The 18,363-nt window shown below is 63.7% G+C and carries 14 protein-coding genes and 1 pseudogene; 6 read left to right on the forward strand and 9 right to left on the reverse strand.

Going from position 1 to position 18,363, the window contains the following annotated elements:
- Positions 1-236 precede the first annotated feature (236 nt).
- The 3 genes from RTP54_RS17120 to RTP54_RS17130 form a co-directional block, all read right to left on the reverse strand.
- Complete coding sequence (locus RTP54_RS17120; protein ID WP_112811917.1) at positions 237-1,196, reverse strand: substrate-binding domain-containing protein; 960 nt, start codon at positions 1,194-1,196, stop codon at positions 237-239.
- 73 nt (positions 1,197-1,269) lie between these two features.
- Positions 1,270-2,274 (reverse strand): ABC transporter permease, encoded by a 1,005-nt coding sequence (locus RTP54_RS17125; protein WP_112811916.1) that lies wholly within the window; start codon positions 2,272-2,274, stop codon positions 1,270-1,272.
- A gap of 15 nt (positions 2,275-2,289) precedes the next feature.
- Positions 2,290-3,813, reverse strand: a complete 1,524-nt coding sequence (locus tag RTP54_RS17130) for a sugar ABC transporter ATP-binding protein (protein ID WP_312364470.1) — start codon at positions 3,811-3,813, stop codon at positions 2,290-2,292.
- Between the two features lie 302 nt (positions 3,814-4,115).
- Here RTP54_RS17130 and RTP54_RS17135 point away from each other — a divergent pair, with 302 nt between their 5' ends.
- The 3 genes from RTP54_RS17135 to RTP54_RS17145 all read left to right on the forward strand — a co-directional run bounded on the left by RTP54_RS17135 (position 4,116) and on the right by RTP54_RS17145 (position 6,307).
- On the forward strand, positions 4,116-4,820 hold the full coding sequence (locus RTP54_RS17135; protein ID WP_312364472.1) for a DUF899 family protein: 705 nt from the start codon (positions 4,116-4,118) through the stop codon (positions 4,818-4,820).
- Positions 4,821-4,988: 168 nt separating this feature from the next.
- Positions 4,989-5,849, forward strand: a complete 861-nt coding sequence (locus RTP54_RS17140) for an AraC family transcriptional regulator (protein ID WP_312364474.1) — start codon at positions 4,989-4,991, stop codon at positions 5,847-5,849.
- Positions 5,846-6,307 (forward strand): DUF1801 domain-containing protein, encoded by a 462-nt coding sequence (locus tag RTP54_RS17145; RefSeq protein ID WP_312364476.1) that lies wholly within the window; start codon positions 5,846-5,848, stop codon positions 6,305-6,307. The genes RTP54_RS17140 and RTP54_RS17145 overlap by 4 nt, the downstream gene beginning before the upstream one ends.
- On the opposite strand, the gene RTP54_RS17150 is transcribed toward RTP54_RS17145, so the two are convergent.
- The 6 genes from RTP54_RS17150 to RTP54_RS17175 all read right to left on the reverse strand — a co-directional run bounded on the left by RTP54_RS17150 (position 6,297) and on the right by RTP54_RS17175 (position 13,839).
- Positions 6,297-7,094, reverse strand: coding sequence for a M55 family metallopeptidase (locus RTP54_RS17150; protein ID WP_112833341.1), 798 nt, complete (start codon positions 7,092-7,094; stop codon positions 6,297-6,299). The genes RTP54_RS17145 and RTP54_RS17150 overlap by 11 nt on opposite strands.
- Positions 7,095-7,111: 17 nt before the next feature.
- Positions 7,112-8,188, reverse strand: a complete 1,077-nt coding sequence (locus RTP54_RS17155; RefSeq protein WP_312364479.1) for a pyridoxal phosphate-dependent aminotransferase family protein — start codon at positions 8,186-8,188, stop codon at positions 7,112-7,114.
- Between the two features lie 26 nt (positions 8,189-8,214).
- Positions 8,215-9,891 (reverse strand): serine hydrolase, encoded by a 1,677-nt coding sequence (locus RTP54_RS17160; RefSeq protein WP_312364481.1) that lies wholly within the window; start codon positions 9,889-9,891, stop codon positions 8,215-8,217.
- A gap of 34 nt (positions 9,892-9,925) precedes the next feature.
- Positions 9,926-10,798 (reverse strand): ABC transporter permease, encoded by an 873-nt coding sequence (locus tag RTP54_RS17165; protein WP_112811912.1) that lies wholly within the window; start codon positions 10,796-10,798, stop codon positions 9,926-9,928.
- A complete protein-coding gene (locus tag RTP54_RS17170) occupies positions 10,795-11,832 on the reverse strand; it encodes an ABC transporter permease (protein ID WP_312364483.1) in 1,038 nt (345 codons plus the stop codon). The genes RTP54_RS17165 and RTP54_RS17170 overlap by 4 nt, the downstream gene beginning before the upstream one ends.
- Positions 11,833-11,910: 78 nt before the next feature.
- The gene (locus tag RTP54_RS17175) at positions 11,911-13,839 is read right to left on the reverse strand and encodes an ABC transporter substrate-binding protein (RefSeq protein WP_112811921.1); all 1,929 of its coding nucleotides are present in this window, start codon (positions 13,837-13,839) and stop codon (positions 11,911-11,913) included.
- A 123-nt stretch (positions 13,840-13,962) separates the two neighbouring features.
- Here RTP54_RS17175 and RTP54_RS17180 point away from each other — a divergent pair, with 123 nt between their 5' ends.
- The 3 genes and pseudogenes from RTP54_RS17180 to RTP54_RS17195 all read left to right on the forward strand — a co-directional run bounded on the left by RTP54_RS17180 (position 13,963) and on the right by RTP54_RS17195 (position 18,328).
- On the forward strand, positions 13,963-14,916 hold the full coding sequence (locus tag RTP54_RS17180) for a LysR family transcriptional regulator (RefSeq protein WP_112811920.1): 954 nt from the start codon (positions 13,963-13,965) through the stop codon (positions 14,914-14,916).
- Between the two features lie 266 nt (positions 14,917-15,182).
- Positions 15,183-17,062: pseudogene (locus RTP54_RS31075) on the forward strand (ABC transporter ATP-binding protein).
- A gap of 39 nt (positions 17,063-17,101) precedes the next feature.
- Complete coding sequence (locus tag RTP54_RS17195) at positions 17,102-18,328, forward strand: alanine racemase (RefSeq protein WP_312364491.1); 1,227 nt, start codon at positions 17,102-17,104, stop codon at positions 18,326-18,328.
- Positions 18,329-18,363 lie beyond the last annotated feature (35 nt).

Genomic DNA, 18,363 nt, shown 5'->3' on the forward strand with positions numbered 1-18,363 from the left:
CCCATTTCACAATCGACGCAAACGAGTTGAACGGCGCCGCATCCCCCGCAAACTGTGCCAGAAACAGACCGGGGCCCTTGATCGTTTTCATGATTTTTCCTCGTCTAAGCTACCGTGACCGGATCGAGGTCACACGGAAGAAACGCGGGGGGCACAGCTTTGGCCCGGCGCAAATTCGACCTTGAGAATGCGGGTGAAAGGAAAGGCGCGCCCGACCAGCGGGCGCGCCTCGTTGATCAGAACGGAGAATCCGGGAAGTAGAACTGCTCGGCATTGTCCTTCGTCACCAGCGTGGCGTCGAGGATGTATTCGCCGCTGACCGGCACCTGGTCATAGAACTTTGCAGCCGTCAGCTGCATTGCGGTTGCGACCATCGCCGGCGGATAGAGCACGTCGACCGGAACCATCTTGTCGCCGTCCATGACCTTCTTGATCATGTCCTTCGAGCCGGCACCGGCAACGATGTACTGGATGTCGGTGCGCTTGGCCTGGCCGATGGCTTCGAGAACGCCGACGGCCATGTCGTCGTCCTGGCACCAGACCACGTCGATCTTCGGATATTTCGTCAGGTAGTCCTGCATGACGCGGAAGGCGTCGTCGCGGTTCCAGTTGCCGTACTGGCGATCGAGAACCTTGACGTTGGAGCCGGCAATGCCCTTGTCGAAACCATCCTGGCGCTGCTGGTCGATCGGGATCGGCAGGCCGCGGATGACGACGACTTCGGCGTCCGGGGTCGTCTTCTTGATGTATTCGCCGGCGACCTGACCGAGCGCCGGGTTGTTGCCGGCGACGTAGAGATCGCGGATCGAGCTGTCGTTGACCGACGGCGCGCGGTCGACGAGTGCGACGAAGGCGCCGCCATCCTTGACCTGCTGGATGGCGTTGACCAGCGGATCGGGATCCGACGGCAGGATGACGAGCGCATCAAGCCCCTGAACCGCCAGGTCCTGCACCGCGTTTGCCTGGGTGGCGGCATCGGGCGATGTCTTGACGATGACGTTCAGGCCCGGATGCTCCGCCATCAACAGCTTGGCGACGCGCTCCGCATGGAAGACCACGCCGGCAGTCCAGCCATGGTCGGCCGCCGGGATCGACACGCCGATCGTCACCTTCTTGTCCTGTGCAAAGGCGCCCGGCGCAGCACCTGCAAATGCCGCCACGGCGGCGACGGTCAAACCGATAAATGTCCTACGCATAGTCTCCCTCCCAAGAGTTCCACGGGGCCTCGATTGCAATGAAACCGGGCTCGCCCCAACGGCCCGGCCAATCTCACGTGCGGCGCATCAGCGAGCGCTGCACCAGCATGGCTATGATGATGATCGCGCCCTGGATGGCGCCGATCAGGTATTCGCTGACGAAGTTCGAAAGCAGCATGATGTTGCCGACGATCTCCAGGATGAAGGCGCCACAGACCGTGCCCCAGACGCGGCCGACGCCGCCTCTAAGCGCAGTCCCGCCAACGACAACAGCGGTGATCGCCTGCAGCTCCCAGAGAATGCCTGTCGTGGCCGAGGTCGAGCCGAGCCGCGGCACGTAGAGAAGCACGGCAACAGCGACGCAGAGGCCCTGGATCACATAGGCGATGGTGCGGACCTTGTTGACCGAGATGCCGGAATAGCGCGCCACGTCCTCGTTGGAGCCGACCGCAACGACGTGACGCCCATAGCGGGTGCGATAGAGCACGAAGGCGGCAATCGCAGCGGTCACGAAGATGATGATGATCGGCACGGGAATGCCGGCGACCGAACCGAAATAGACAGGCCTATAGATCTGCTGTAGCTCGCGGTCCTGCAGCGTGATGGCGCCACCCTGCGACAGCCAGGTGGTCAGGCCGCGATAGATACCCATGGTGCCGAGCGTGGCGATAAAAGGTTCGATCCGGCCGACCGTGGTGATCAGCCCGTTGACGAGCCCGCACGCGGCACCGAGCACCAGCGCCAGGATCGCGGCGCAAATCAGCATCAGCACCGGGTCAGCGATGACGCCGCTGTTGATGAACAGGATCATCAGGCTGGCGACGAAGGCGACCATCGAGCCGACGGACAGATCGAGCCCGCCGGATGAAATCACATAGGTTGCGCCCAGCGCGATGATCGCGATGAAGGCGCTGCGGGTGATGACGTTCAAAAGGTTGGCGACGGAGATGAAATTCGGATTGGCGAAATAGCCAAGGACGAGCAGCAGCGCCAGCGCGACAAAGGGGGCGATCGCCGCCATATCCCAATCGCGCGAGGTTCGCGGCGCCTTCTGCGTTTCAGTTGCAACATTCGTCATGGTCTGCTCCCGCGCTTACGCGGCCTCCCCGGTATTGGCGCCTGTCGCAAGAACGACGATCTCGTTTTCGTTCATCCTGTCTCCCGTAACTTCGCCGACGATATGGCCCTCCCGCATGACGAGGATGCGGTCGGCGATGCCGATCAGTTCCGGCATTTCCGACGAGACGACGATGATCGACCGCCCCTCCTCTGCGAGCTTGGCGATGAATTTGTAGATCTGTTCCTTGTTGCCGATGTCGATGCCGCGCGTCGGCTCGTCGATGATGACGATCTCCGGATCGAGCATCATCATCTTGGCAAGCAGCAGCTTCTGCTGATTGCCGCCCGAAAGCTGCCCGGCCAGGATATCCTTGCGCCCGGTTCGAATGTCGAATTCGCGGATGGCTCCGTCGAGCGCGTCGGCCTCCTGGCGGCGATCGATCTGCAGGGTTTTGACGAACTTCGAAAGCGACGCCAGCGTCAGGTTGACCCGAAGGTCCTTGGTCAGCAGCAGGCCCTTGCCCTTGCGATCTTCGCTCAGATAAACGAGGCCGGCTTTCAGACTTGACTGAACGCTGGAGAAATCGACGGGTTTACCGTGATGCCGGATCCTGCCATGGCCGGGCCGAAGCCCGACGACGCCTTCCATCAACTCGGTACGCCCTGCGCCGACAAGGCCGGCAAAGCCCAGGATCTCGCCCTTTCGCAACTGAAAGCTCGCGTTGCGGGCAAAGCCCGGCACCGAAAAATCCTCGACCTCGAGCACCACCTCCCGCGCCGGCCCGCCGTGTCGCTCGGGATAGAGCTTTGCGACGTCGCGGCCGACCATCAGCCGGGCCATGTCGGCCGGCTGCAGATCGCCAGCGTCGTGAGAGGCGACGACGCGGCCGTCGCGCAGCACCGTCACCCGGTCGGCGATTTCCTTCACTTCCGGCAGGCGATGCGAAATGTAGAGGACACCGACGCCCTTGGCGCGGATGTCCCTGATGACCTTCAGCAATGCCTCGGTTTCGTGCGGCGTAAGCGATGCCGTCGGCTCGTCGAAGATGACAACCCGGTGCGGCACCAGCAGTACCCGTGCGATCTGGACGAGCTGGCGCTGCGCGATCGACAGCCGGCGCACGACGGTCTTCGGATCGATCTCCGCGCCGAGGTTGCGGATCGCTTGCGCGGCACGTTCGTTCATCGCCCGGTCGTCGACCGTCAGACCTTTGCGCAACTCGCGACCGAGAAAAATATTCTGCGCCACCGTCAGATCCGGCGCGAGCAGGATTTCCTGGTGGACAAGGACGACGCCGGCCGCTTCCGCATCGACGGGACCGGAAAAACTTACCGCCCTTTCGTCGATCGCAAGCTCTCCTCGGGTCGGCGCATGATTGCCGGCCAGGATTTTCATCAGCGTCGATTTGCCGGCGCCGTTTTCGCCGATGATGGCGTGAACTTCGCCCGGCCGCACCGACACGTCGATGTCACGCAACACCTCGACGACGCCGAACGTCTTGGAAACGCCCAGCGCCTCGAGCACGGGCCGCACACTCAGGGGTGTCGCAGCCGTCATATGGCGACCGCGCGGGGCGACCGGCGCCCCACAGGCTCGGCCGCCACGTCCCGTGCCGGCGCACGAACGCAACGAAAAAATCTCATAAGAACTCCTCCGAAAACAGTGCTAACGCATTTTCTGAGGTACGTAAATCAGATTTTGTTTCCCGGACGACAGTTTTGAGCAGCGGACAATTATGGCCTCGCCTTTTTGATCAAGGTCTCAAGCTGGCGGGGTGCCGATGCACGCATTCCTGCGTCCGCCCGGGAACACGAGCGGCTGCGGGCCGTTAGTTGGGATCGACAACCGAGGACACGGACATGAGCTTCGACCAACTCGTCCCCGCACCGGATCTCGCAGCCAAGGGCAGATCGCCCTTCCCCGGCGAATCGGCGGAATACAGGCGCGCACGGCAGGCGTTGCTGCGCGAAGAAATCGAGTTCCGGCGACAGATGACCCGGCTTGTGGAGCAGCGGCGATCGCTACCGGATGGCCCGGTGATCGAAAAGGACTATCGGTTCAGGGACGCCGACGGCAAGGAAGTCGGCCTGCTCGAACTCTTCGGCGACAGGCAGGCGCTGGTTACCTATTTCTGGATGTTCGGGCCTGAGCGCGCGCGGCCCTGTCCGATGTGCACAAACTGGCTCGGCGCGGTGAACGGCAACGCCGCCGACATCAAGCAACGCGTTGCACTGAAGATCCTCGGCCGCAGCCCCGTCGCGCGGCAGCTGGCATTTGCGGAAGAACGTGGCTGGAGAGATCTCGATTTCGTCGAGACGGTGGGCGACGACTATGCCCGGGATCTCGGCCTCATCAACGCTGACGGAAGCGAAAACCCTGCGCTGTGCGTCTTCAAGCGCGACGGCAAGACCGTCAGGCTGTTCTGGTCGAGCGAGATGACCATGGACATGGCCGACCCCGGCCAGGATCCGAGGGACGCACCTGACATCGCCTCGCTGTGGTCGATCCTCGACCTGACGCCGGACGGGCGCGGCACCGACTGGTATCCGAAGCTCAGTTACTGACGGTCGCTTTGGCGGCAACGACAGCGCTCTTTAACCGACCGCGACGCGCGCGGATGTCTCAGCATGGCAAACTGTGATGCGGGCGTCCGCCCGATCCGCATTTCCGCAAGATTTGCCGGTCGCTATCGTGCAAATCTGCCAATGAATTGCAGATCCGAGGTGGCGACGATGCGCAAGGCACAGACACAGGCGAGCTACGAGACCCGGATGAACCGGGTCATCGATCATGTCTATGCGCATCTGGACGAGGACATTTCCTTCGATGAACTGGCGGACGTCGCCTGTCTTTCGCCCTACCACTGGAGCCGGATCTATTCGGCCATGCGCGGCGAGACGATCGCGGCCACCGTTCGCCGGTTGAGGCTGCAGCGTGCCGCCGACCGGCTCGCCAATTCCGATACCGATATCGGCACCGTGGCCGCGCGCGCCGGATATGGGTCGGCCGATACATTTGGGCGGGCGTTCCGAGATACCTTCGACACCACGCCCGCTGCCTATCGCGAGAAGGGTTCGCACGCGGCCTTCAAGCTTGCCCACGCCGCCGGCGACAGCAACGGATTTCCGGTGAGCGTCGTCACCCTGCCCGAACGGCGTTGCGCGTCGATAGACCACCGGGGCTCCTATATGACGATCGACCATGCGATGGGTCGGCTCCTTGGCGAACTTGCTGCGCGTGGCGCCTTGCCTGACCGGCCGGAGATGATCGGCGCGTTCTTCGACGATCCTGATCTTGGGCCCGAAGACCAGCTGCGCTCGCGTGCCTGCATGCCGATCGCCGGTCCCATCGCACTCGACGCGCCCTTGACGGAAACCGTGCTGCGCGCAGGCCTCTACGCGAAGCTCAACTACACCGGTCCCTATGCGGCCATGCCCGGCGCCTATCGGTGGTTGCTCGGCGTCTGGTTGCCCGCATCAGGCAATGAGCCGGACGACGCGCCGGTCTTCGAAGCCTATCTCAACGATCCGCGCCTCGTTCCGCAAAGCGAGTTGCGCACCGACATCCACCTGCCGCTGAAAGGCGCGCCATGACGAGCCCTCCCGTTCCGGCGGCTGTTGCCGCAGTGTTTGCACACCACGCCGAGGCCACGCGGACGCGCCTGCTGCAGGTTCGCGATCTCATCTTCCTCGTTGCCGGGGAGACCGAAGGCGTCGGGCCGCTTACGGAAACGCTGAAATGGGGGGAGCCGGCCTATCTGACGCAGGCAAGCAAGAGCGGAACGACCATCCGCCTCGGCGTCGCCGAATCGGCACCCGGCCAATGCGCCGTGTTCTTCAACTGCAAGACGACGCTGGTCTCGACCTTCCGCATTCACTTCGGCCACGACTTTGCCTTCGAGGCGAACCGCGCCCTGCTGATGCCGACGACTGGCGCGTTGCCAACCGGACCGCTGGCTCTCTGCGTGCGGGCGGCGCTGACCTACCACCGCCGCGCGGCCGGGAGCGGCGCCACGTCGCACCCGACATCGACAGCTTTGCTCAGACGATGAAGCGAATGGCGCGCTGGATTTCGAAGAAATCCGTGGCCTCGAAGCGCAGCGTGCGCGCGGCGACATGCTCGACGCCGGGATAGTGACTGCCGCGATAGGCCTCGATCGGCGTGGTGTATTCCACGACCAGCTCGAAACGGTCGGCAAGCTTCGGCAGGCAGGCCTTCAGATCGCCCGACAGCGCTTTCTCCACGCCCGCGCGAATGGCGGCAACGGCCGCCTTTGGTGTCAGCGAACGGGTCGCCGGACCGAAACCCTCGCTGGTGGCAACGGTGCCGATACCCGAAGCGATCGCCTTGGCCTCGGCGCACATGCCGGCGTCCCCCGAGAGAAACGCCGAGGGCACGCCGTAGCGCGCGGCACAAAGTGCGTTCAAGGTGAACTCGGATGCCACCTCGCCATTGATCAGGAGCCGCGACACCGTGCCGGTCAGGGTGTGGGCGAGCGGGTTGGTGTCGGTTCCGGCCTTGTTGTGATAGCCGGTGTAGAGCGCTGCCGAAAAGCTCTTGTCGATGCCGAACATCATCAGGTCGGGATGGCCGCTCCAGCCCCTGATGATGCTGACATAGGCGGGCAGCTTCGACAGGATCAGGTTGCGGGCGGTCGAATGCGCGTCCTTGACGACAATCTCCTTGGCGCCGGCGGCCTTGGCGCCTTCGCAGGCGGCCACCAGCTCGTCGGTCATGTATTCGCGGAACTCCTCGTATTCCGGATGGCCCTTCTTGGCCTCGTCCCAGGCGGTGATCCCCGCCGTACCCTCGATATCAGCACTGATGAAAACCTTCATGATCGTTCTCTCATCTCTCAAAGAAGCTCGGCCATCGACTTGAGCAGCCGATCGATCTGAGCCGGGGAATGTTCTGAAAACACGGCGAGCCGCAGTGTCGGCACATCAGGCGCATCGGAATAGCCACCGGCCGGCTGCACCCGCACGATGATGTCGCGCTCGGCCAGACGGTCGCGCAGCTGTTCGAGATCGGTCACGCCCTTGACGGTGACGATCGGCACCGGCGTATCGGCGACCTCGAAGCCGAGCGCCCGCAGTCCGCCGCGCACATGCTTGATGTTGCGGGTGAGATTGGCGCGTTTTTCCGGCGTCGTTTGCAGCACCATCAGCGATGCGGCGGCCGCGGCCGCAAGGCCAGGTGGTGCCGGCGAGGCGCCGCGCATGATCATCGCGTTGCGGGCGATCTTTTCGGCGAGCGCCGTATCGCCGGGGACGACGCCACCAAGCGCGCCGAATGCCTTGCTCATGGTGCCGGCGAGATAATTGCCTTCGCTTTCGAGCCCGGCATGCTGCAGCGAGCCGCGACCGGTCTCGCCGAGCACGCCGACGCCATGGGAATCGTCGATGCACAGAAGCGCGCCGTCATAGCGCGCCATCGCCTGGCGATAATCGGCAAGCGGCGCAAGCCTGCCGGAGGACGGGAACACGCCGTCCGTCAGCACCGCCGGCCGCTCGCCCGGTTTTACACGCAGCGACAATTGCGTGGCCAGATCGTCTGGGTCGGCATGGCGAAACTCGTGGATCCGCTTGCCGAGCGTCGGGATTGCGTCGCGCGTGCTGTAATGCGTGGCGGAATCCATCAGGATGACATCGAAATCGTCGCGCAACCCCTGCAACAGCACCATCGGGCTGGTGTAGCCGGAGATCATGTAGACGACCTCTTCGACGCCGAACCAGTCGCGCAGCCGCTCCTGCAGATCGGCATAGACCTGCATGTGGGCGAGCGTGCCCGGTCCCATGCCGTAACGCCTTGTGGCGTCGCAGGCCGCCTCGATCACCTCGGGGTGGCCGTGCAGGCAGAAGTAGGACGTGCCGCAATAGTAGTCGACCTCGCGCCCGCCGATGAACATGCGGGCGCCCAGGGGTGACTCCATCCTGATCGGAGCGGTCATGGTCCGGTTCACGCCGCTTCCGCCTGGGACGAACCGCGCCGCTCCAGGAACATTGGCCCGACCCGGATACCGCGCTTGCCGTTGTCGTCGACGGCATCGAGTTCGAGGATTTCGTCCTCGTAGAGGCGGCCATGCATGCGGAACCGCCCTTCCTCGACCGGCTCGCAGGTGTGGGTGCAAAAGTATTCGATCAGGCACTTCAGCCCGCCATGGCTATAGGTCAGGTAGGTGATGTTGAAGTCGGGTCCGTATTCGCCGAGATGCGCTGCGATCGCGTCGGGCACGGTCTCGTCGGCGGGCGCGTCGATGCGGGTCCATGTCGCGTCCTTCCATGAAAGCTTGCCGTCTTCCGGGAAGGAGAGGTTCATGTGAGCATAGTCGGCGCCGCGCCCGTAAATGCGGCCGTCGATGACGAAGTCGTTGCCGGCGACCGGTCGGATCTGGTGCGGCACGCCCTCGCCCATCAGGTAGATCTTGCCGTCCTTGGATTTGACCTCGACGATCTCCTGCGTGGCGTCGTCGCGATAGTAGCCGGGCAACGCCTTGAACTGCGCGTCGGAGATTTCCGGCGGACGCTGGGTCCGCTCCGGCATCTTGCCCATCTTGCGTTCGGCAAGGGCGATGCGCACGCCGTCGACACCGAGCCGCGAGGCGATCTGGTTGGCAAAATCAAGCGTCGCGAAGATCAGAACGCCGATGCCGGCTGACGGCAGCAGCATCATCTGCGAGGCGTAGCCGTAGACGGCGCCGCCATGACCGACGGAGGTCCAGCCGTCGACGTCACCGGAACCGAAGCACAGGCCATAACCGTTGAGCGTCTTGTCGTGGCCGGCCGGACGCTTGCCGAACGGCGTCCACATTTCACGCAGCGACGCCGGCGAGATGATGGAATTGCCCTCGGCATCGAAGCCGCCGCGCAGCAGGCATTGGGCGTAACGCGCCATGTCGCCGGTGGTGGAGAAGATGTTGCCGGCCGGCGAGCCGCCGAGGCTGAAGACCGGCGCGGGCGTATCGCCGTCGAGCGTCCACATGTCGGCCGGTGCAAGCCGCTCGCGAATGCCGGGTGCCATGCCGCAGGACGAGCCGTCCATGCCGAGCGGCTTCAGGATGTTGGCGGCGACATAGTCGGAATAGCTCTTTCCGGTCACAGTCTCGATCACCCGACCGACGACGGCGATGCCGGCGTTGGAATAGTGCATCACGCCGAGGCTCGGGTCCTGCTTCAGGACGGAGCTTGCCAGCTCGTTGACCGTGTCTTCGAGCGGCGGTCGGGTGGCGTCGAGATAATGGCCGCTCTTCGGCTCGCGCACGATGCCGGCCGTGTGGGTCATCAGCTTGCGCAGGCTGATGACCGAGCCGTAGGGACCACCCTCGGCGCCCGCGAACGGGTTCTCCGGCTTGAAGCCGGGCAGATAGGTCGAGACGTCGACGTCGATGTCGACGAGGCCCTTTTCAACCAGCTGCATGATCGCCAGCGACGTGAAGGTCTTGGTGATCGAGCCGATGCGGAAGCAGGTGTCCTTGCCCATCGCGAAATGGCGGTCGTGGCGCTGGACATGGCCTTCGGCAAGCACGCCGTCGCGGTCGACGAGGGCATAGGAGATCGAGGGGATCGCCTTGTCTTCGACCTCATGACGGATCAGATCCTCGAAAAGCTGGATCGAGGCGGCAGATAGTAAGGACATCGGAAATGCTCCTTTGATCTAAAGGGATTGGGTCTCAATGGGCGTGGCGGGGGTCGAGCATGTCGCGCAGCGCATCGCCCACAAGGTTCCACGACAGCACGAACAGGAAGACGGCAGCGCCAGGGAAAGCCAGCGTGTACCAGAACTGGAAGGGGTTGCCGGGCTGGCCGACGATCCAGTTGCGCGAATAGGCAATGAACTGCCCCCAGTCGGCATAACCTTCTTCGGTGCCTACGCCGAGGAAGCTGAGCGCCGAGGCCGACAGCACCATGGAGCCGGTCGCCATCGTAGCCAGCACAAGCACCGGGAACATGGCATTGGGCAGGATATGCAGCACGATCAGCCGGAGATCGCTGGCGCCGTAGCTGCGGGCCGCGTGGATGTAATCCATCTCGCGGATCCGCAGGATCTCGCTTCTGACGATACGGGCATAACTCATCCAGCCGAAGGTGGTGAGCGCGATGGTGATCGGCACGATGCCCTTGCCGAGCAGCGCTGTGAGCACCATGGCCGCGATCAGGAACGGCACGGCCATGAACACGTCGACGATGCGCATCAGCACTTCCTCGACGACCCCTCGATAATAGGCGGCGACCGCACCGATGACGGTGCCGATCAAGACCGAGATAGCGACGACCCCGAGCCCGATCTTGAACGCCGTGCGCGTGCCCCAGACGACGCCGTAGTAGATGTCGTATTGGCCTTGCGTGGTGCCGAAGACGGCCTCCGGCGACGGCGGCTGCGGCGTGGCCAGAAAGCCGGCGCGTGGGGTATCATAGGGCGAAAGCTGGAAGCTTTGCGGTGGCGCAAGCACCGGCGCGAAGACGGCGATGAGCACGAAGGCCAAAAGGATCACGACACCGAACAGCGACACCGGATTGCGTGCGAGATAGCGAAGAAACTTCATTGCGTCTTCACCCTCGGATCGAGCAACGGATAGATGAGATCGACGACCAGGTTCATGACCACCAGAACGACCGCGAAATAGAGGCCGAAGCCGAGCACTGCGGGAAAGTCGAGATTGGCGGCGGTCTTGGCAGCGAACTGGCCTAGGCCCGCATAGTCGAAGATGGTTTCGGTGATGACGACGCCGCCCATCATCACCGCGAGCTCCATGCCGGCGATGGTTGCCAGCGGCAGGAGCGCGTTGCGCCGGGCATGACGCAGTTCGACCACGCGGCGCGGCAGACCCTTGGCCCGGGCCGTGCGCACATAATCCTGGCGCAGGGTTTCCAGCATCGAGGTGCGCATCACCCGCGTCATGCTGGCGACATTCACATAGGTCAGCGTGATCACGGGGGCTGCCAGATGTCGAAGTGCGTCGCCGAAGATCGCCAGATTTCCGTTGAGCAGGGCATCGACGGTATTGGCGCCGGTATAGCGCACGAAATCGCTGGAGCTGACCACGGTCTGGGCCCATTGGCTGAGCCGGCCGGGCGGGAACCAGTCGAGCGCCGAATAGAAGATCAAGAGCATCAACAGGCCGAAGACGTAGACCGGGAATGACCAGCCGAGAATGGTGAAGATGCGGATGACGTGGTCGGGCCAGCGGTTGAGGTAGATGCCCGCCCGCGAGCCGAGAAAGACGGCGAGCAGCAGGCAGGGAACGAAGGCCAGCACCACCAGTTCCAGCGTCGCCGGAAACAGCGACATCAGCGCCGTCGACACCGGCTGGCGAGCGGTCTCCGACCAGCCGAGATTGCCGGTCAGGATACCGCCGATCCAGCGGCCGTACTGGATGTAGAAGGGATCGTTCAGCCCATACTGCTCGATCATCCGGCGGATGCTTTCCTGGCCGCCCTTCAGATAGTCGGGCGACGGCGCATAGGCCGCCAGTCTCTGCGTCGGCGAAAGCGACATCTGCAGCGCGAAGATCATCAACGACAGGGCGAAGAGGACGATCGGCAGCATCATCAGTCGTCTGAGTGCGTAATTCAGCACGGTTCACACGTTCCGATTTCAGGGAAAATGAAGCAGGGAGGGTCGGGCGGAGCTTGCCGCCCGACCCTCCGTCGCCAATCAGTCGTTGGCCTTGGTCACCGGGTAGAAGTCCCAGGCGCCGTAGAGGATCATGTTGTCGACATAACCATCGATGTTGCTGCGGGTAACGACGTAGCCGAAGTCTTCCCACAGGAACTGGGTGGTGGCGTATTCGTAGGACATTTCCTGCAGCTTGGCGTAGATCGGCTCGCGCACGGCGGGATCGACCGAGGCCCAGGCTTCGTCGAGAAGCGGCTTGAACTTCTCCGCCATCAGGTCGCGGTAGCCCTGGCCGACCATGCCGCCGACGAGACCCGTGGGCGAGAGGTAGTAGCTGGCCGCACCGAGCGGACCGCCCGGATCGGAATAGTCAGGTCCCCAACCCATCACCGTCAGAGGTGCTGCCGGCTTTTCGCGGTTGTTGAGCTTGTCCGAAACGGATGCCCATGGCAGCGCCTGGATCTGCATCTTGAACTTCGGATTGATGCGAGACAGGCCCTGTTGCAGCGCCGAAAGTGCTGCTGTCAGCTGCGGATACCCTTCGGTCACATAGGCGGTGAAGGTAAAGCCGGTATCCCAGAGTTTGCCGCCGAACGCCTTCTTGAAATGTTCCTCGGCCTTGGCGGGGTCGTAGCTGTAGACGGGCGAATCCGGGCGGTAACCCATGATGCCGCGCACCGTCGGCCCGCGCGACTGCACCGTCTTGTTGAGCAGCACCTGGGTCAAGAGCGCATCGTAGTTCTGGGCGTAGTTGAAGCCCTTGCGCACATCGATGTCGGCGAAGAAATCCGGCGGAATGCCGGCACCGTCGAGCTTGCCGCTGCCGATCGCCGGATTGTCGTTGTCGTCGAGCGGCCAGGCGAAGAAGACGCCGCGCGAAAACACCTTCTGCAGGCCGTCGATGACCTTGACGCCTTCGGTCTTGCTCAGCTCGTCGATGAACTCGACCGGGGCCGTAACGAAATCGGCGTCACCGGACAGAAGCTGCAGCCGCCGCGTCGTCCATTCCGGAACGGTGCGCATGACCACCCGTTCGAGCTTGGCCGGTCCCATGAAATAGTTGTCGAAGCGCTTCAGCGTGATGCGCCGGTCGGTGCGGTCCCATTCCTCGAGCATGAAGGGCCCGGTGCCGTTTTCCTCGGCAAACAGCGGGTTGGCGCCGAGTTCGGGACGGTAATAGGTCTTCCAGGTATCGCCGGAACCATCCCAGCCGCCGACCGAGGCGACCCATTCCTTGTCGAGGACCGAGGTGCCGAACGGCAGCGCGATTACGCCGAGCGTGGCTGGAAACGACTTCGGCAATTTCAAAGTGACATTGTCGCCGTCGACGACGATCTGCGAGGCGAGCTGGTCGTAGACCTTGCGCAGGACCTCGGGGCTGGCGTCGTCGATCGATTTGACCTTGCCTTCGGTCTCGACCCATTTTGCGATGTCGGTGTACTTGCCGGCGGTGATCACCTCGGTGATCGCGTTCGACATCCACGACTGCCCTTGCAGAATGGCGCGCAACAGCGAGTAGCGCACGTCCTCGGGCGTAATCTGGCCGAAGCCCGGCTCGATCGTCGCCTTCTGGGCGTCGGTCAGCTTGTCGTAGTATTCCCAGGTGACCTTGCCATCGGCGCCCTTGACGCCGACCTTGTGGGCAAAGACGCCCTTGCGGATCGGGAAGGTATAGCTCACCGAGCCGTCATCGGCCTGCTTGATCAGGCCGTTTTCAAGCGAGGGCACCTCGGTTGAAAGCGACGGCACGAACTCGGAGATCTTCGAGCCGTTGAAGTTCAGCAACCGGCTGTAGATGTTGAGTGCGCCGTAGGAGCTCGGCGTGTTGGCGATATAGGCCGGGTCGAACGACTGGATGTCGTCGGTCCACATGAAGACGAAAGTGCCGGGGTTCTTGGTCTCGGCCATAGCGGGCGCAGCCGCGATGCCGAGCCCCAGGCAGAGGGCTAGGGCTAAGGTGCGTTTCATCGTTGTTCCCATTTGGTGGAGGCGGAAGTTTTCTTCTCGTTACAGGGGAGGCTAGAAGAGCGCTTGCCGGTCTGTCCAATGTGTAGTTAGGATAGACTATGCAAAACACGCATGAGGGCCGGCATGGAACTGCAATGGCTTGAAGATTTTCTGGAAATCGCCGCGACCAGAAATTTCTCGACGGCAGCGACGGCGCGCAACATCTCCCAACCGGCCTTCAGCCGGCGGATCAAATCGCTGGAGAATTGGATCGGCGCCGATCTGATCGACCGCAGCACCTATCCCGTACAGTTGACGCGGGCCGGCACGATGTTTCTGCCGGGCTGCCAGCGGCTGGTACGCGAAGCCTATCGGCTGCGCACCGACTGCCGCAACGTCGCCGGCGAAAGCTCGGCGATGCTCACCTTCACCTCGCTGCATACGCTGGCGATGTATTTTTTCCCGAAATGGATCGGCTCGCCGCTGATCTCGCGCCTGCCGCTTCGCACCAGCATGCATGCCGCCGACTTCCTCGAAAGCATCGACCATCTGTGCTCGGGCCAGTGCGATTTTGCCATCACCTATGTCCACCCCGACGGCCCACCGGTCTTGGAGGGTGGCCCGTTCGAATCCCTGCAGATCGGCAAGGATCGGCTGATTCTCGTCTCCGGAACCGACGACAGCGGCCGACCGCTCTTCGACATCGACGTGCCTGAAACAACGGAAATCCCTTATCTCGCCTATTCCTGGAGCGACGGCTACATCGGCAAGCTGGCGACACTCATTCAATCGCGCTGGCGCCGCCCGCTCAACCTCAGCACCGTCTACCAGTCGGGCCTTGCCGACGGCCTGAAACATATGGCGGTCGCCGGGCGCGGCGTCGCCTGGCTGCCGCAGATCTGCGTCTCCGAGGCGATGCGGCAGGGGCGCCTTGCCCAGATCGGCGGCCAGCAGATGTCGCTGGAGCTGGAGATCCGGATCTTCCGCCGCGCCGGCGCCGGCAGCCATGACAGCGATGCCTTGTGGCAGCACCTCAAACAATGTGCCGCACTGCCGCAATACAAGAGCGGGTTCGACAGCGCGATCGACGCCGCCTGAGGTACCGGACCCTCCCATATCGAGTGTGCGATGCGATATGCGAAGACAGGCGATACAATGCACAATGCGCATAGTTTCGCCTGCCACAATCGCGACACATTGATTTCATTCGATTTTGCTGGTGCAACCGGCCCGCTGCAACCCACAGAGCACCTGCAGCGATGCAGTCTGGCGTGGCAACCGGCCCAAGCTCCCATATTGACAGGATGCGACCCCGTTGCGAGACCTGAGGACACAACGCCCCTCGAAAACGGGTCCCTGTGCTGATGCTGCTTTCCAAATCCGCAACACCTGAACTGCCCGAGGATGTCATCCTTTCCGTGGAAGACCTCGAAGTGTCCTTCGCGGCCGGCACAAGGGCGCAGCTGCGCGCGGTGCGCGGCGTCTCGTTCCAGATCGCCCGGGGCGAGACCGTCGCGCTGGTCGGCGAATCCGGATCGGGCAAATCGGTCACGGCCATGACGATCATGCGCCTGACCGAATATGACGGCGCGACGATCACCGGCGGGCGGGTGCTGATGCGGCTGAAGGACGGCAAGGTGGCCGACCTCGCCAAGCTCTCCGACAAGCGCGTCGAGGCCCTTCGCGGCGCCGACATCTCGATCGTCTTCCAGGATCCGATGTCGAGCCTGAACCCGGTCTTCACCGTTGGCGACCAGATCGCAGAGGCGGTGATCCATCACCAGGACAAGACGCCGGATGAGGCGCGCCAGATCGCGCTCAACACGCTGAAGCTGGTGCGCGTGCCCGACGCCGAGCGCCGGCTCGACCAGTATCCCCACCAGCTCTCCGGCGGCATGCGCCAGCGGGTGATGATCGCCATCGCCCTTGCCTGCCGCCCGTCGCTGATGATCCTCGACGAACCGACGACGGCCCTCGACGTGACCATCCAGGCGCAGATCCTCGATCTGGTGCGCGCGCTGCAGCACGAAATCGGCATGTCGGTGCTGTTCATCACCCACGACATGGGCGTGGTTGCCGAAGTCGCCGACCGCGTCTGCGTCATGCTGAAAGGCGAAATCGTCGAGACCGGCTCGGTCTACGACATCTTCGCCCGGCCGAACCATGCCTATACCCGCGCGCTCATTTCCGCCGTGCCCCGCCTTGGCAGCATGGCCGACAAGGATGCGCCGGAGAAATTTCCCTTGCTGGTGTTCGAACCCGAGCGTGTGCTCGCCGAGGTGACAGAATGAACGCGTCCGCACCGATGAAGGATACCCGCCAGCCGCTCGTCTCTGTGCGCAACCTGGTGACGCGCTTCGATCTCAAGGCCGGACTGTTCGGCCATGTTTCCGGCCGCGTCCATGCGGTCGAGAACGTCTCTTTCGACATTTTTCCGGGCGAGACGCTGGCTCTCGTCGGAGAGTCCGGTTGCGGCAAATCGACGGTTGCCCGCTCGATCATGCAGCTCGACCGGCCGCGCTCGGGCTCGATCCGCTTTGACGGCACCGAACTGATCGGTGCGTCGCGCGCGGTGCTCGCACGCTTTAGGCGCGACGCCCAGATGGTCTTCCAGGACCCGTTCTCCTCGCTCAACCCGCGCATGACCATCGAGCAATCGCTGATGGACCCGATGCGGGTGCACAAGCTGGGCTCGACCGAGATGATGCGCGCCCGTGCCGCCGAGCTTCTGGCCAAGGTCGAGCTGTCTCCCGAACACCTCGAGCGCTATCCGCATGCGTTTTCCGGCGGCCAGCGCCAGCGCATCTGCATTGCCCGCGCGCTTGCGCTCAGCCCGCGCCTGATCGTTGCCGACGAGGCCGTCGCCTCGCTCGACGTGACCATCCAGGCGCAGGTCATCAACCTCTTGATGGACCTGCAGCGCGAAATGCAGATCGCGCTTCTGTTCATCAGCCACGACATGGCCGTGGTCGAGCGCATCGCCCACCGGGTCGCTGTCATGTATCTCGGCGAGATCGTCGAGATCGGCGATCGCCGCTCGGTGTTCGGCAATCCGCAGCATCCCTATACCCGCAAGCTGCTGTCGACCGTGCCGATCGCCGATCCGACGCGCCGTCCGGAAGGACGACAGCCGATGTCCGACGAAATTCCGAGCGCTGTGCGCGCGCCGGACTTCGTGCCCCGCGAGCTGCCGATGCACCAGATCTCATCGACCCATTTCGTTCGGCAGGTCGCGACGGGCTGACAGAGCCAGCAATTCCCTTTCCAGATCAGAGCACGCAAAATGACCACTTCCGAAGTGACGGTAGCGGCGCCAACCGCTGCCGGCAACGCGACCACTGACATCACCATGGGTTCCACCGGGCCCTCGGCCTCGGGCTTCTGGCGCCCGGCGGCGGCGGAACGCCCCACACCCTATATCGAAGTCGACGAAGCGCGACTCAAGCGCAACATGCTCGCCATGCAGCACCGCGCCGATGCGGCCGGCGCCGCGATGTTCCCGCATGTGAAGACGCATAAGAGCGTCCACATCGCCCGACAGCAGCTGGCGCTCGGCGCACTTGGCATTACAGCCTCCAAGCCGAGCGAGGCGCTGGTCTTTGCCGAAGCCGGCATCCCCGCGATCATCCTCGCCTATCCCATCGTCAAGGCGCAGTCGCTCGACCGCCTGTTGCCCGTGGTCAAGGCGCGCGGCACGAAGCTGCGCACGATTGCGGCGAGCGAAGCGGGCGTCGATGCGCTTTCGGCCGCCGCGAAGCACCACGACGTCGAGATTGGCGTATTCCTCAAGGTCGATGTCGGCCTCGGGCGTGTCGGCGTTAAGCCGAACGATCCGGCAGCCCTTGAACTCTGCGCCCGGATCGCGTCCGCCGAGGGCTTGTGCCTTGCCGGCCTGCTCTCGCATGCCGGTCATTCCTACGCCGCCAATGGGCCGGAGGCCCTGGCAAAGGTCGCCCGGGACGAAGCGGCTGATCTCATCGGTCTCGCTGGCAAGCTGCGCGCGCGCGGCATCGCCGTCGATTGCCTTTCCGTCGGCGCGACGCCGACCTGCCTTGGCGCCCCTGTGGCCCCTGAAGTCGACTGCATCCGTCCCGGCAATTACGTCTTTCTTGACGGAACAGCACTTCGGCTCGGCGTCTGCACCGCCGACGATCTGGCGCTTTCCGTCGTCGCCCGGGTCGTCGCATCCAACGACACTCACTTCATCCTCGACGCCGGCTCGAAATCGATGAGTTCCGACCGCGGCGCCCACGGCATGGGCGGCGCCGGATTCGGGACGGTGGTCAGCGCCGAGGGGAACAGCGAAGCGGGCATGTGGACGCTCGAGCGGCTCTCCGAGGAGCATGGTTTCGTTCCCTTCTCTGGGCGCCCCCTGCCGCTCGGCAGCCGGGTGCGGGTCTTCCCCAACCACTCCTGCGCCTCGATCGCCAATTTCGACCACTTCACGCTGCGCCACGCCGACGGCGAGCCGACGGTGCTGCCGGTCGATGCGCGCTCCTGCCAGACGTGACAGGTCGGCGGTATCGCGAACAAGCGCAGCGATAA

This window comes from Ensifer sp., assembly GCF_031989085.1.
GTDB lineage: Bacteria > Pseudomonadota > Alphaproteobacteria > Rhizobiales > Rhizobiaceae > Ensifer.